This is a genomic window from Pseudomonas sp. SDT291_1_S447 (assembly GCF_054070155.1).
The window spans coordinates 1-234 of the sequence record NZ_JBSVXS010000394.1; the positions used below are offsets into that span (position 1 = coordinate 1).

The 234-nt window shown below is 65.8% G+C and carries 1 protein-coding gene; it reads left to right on the forward strand.

Annotation, left to right across the window (positions count from 1 at the left end):
• Nucleotides 1–234, forward strand: a 234-nt coding sequence (locus ACW9IR_RS30060) for a DUF2345 domain-containing protein (RefSeq protein ID WP_457466240.1), incomplete at both ends; no start/stop codon positions are given.

Here is a 234-nt window from a genome sequence, read left to right on the forward strand (position 1 = left end):
CCACTCCGCGCTCAACCCACATCGCCACCGGCGAACACCTGGCCCTGAGCAGCACCGGCCACACCAGCCTGTCGATCGGCAAACGCCTGCTTGCCAGTGCCAGCCGTGGCATGCGCCTGTTCGTGCAAAGCATGGGCTGGCGCTTGGTCGCGGCCTCCGGCGACATCGATGTGCGCGCACTGAAGGACAGCATCAACCTGCTGGCCAAACTCAACATCACCGCCAACGCCGACC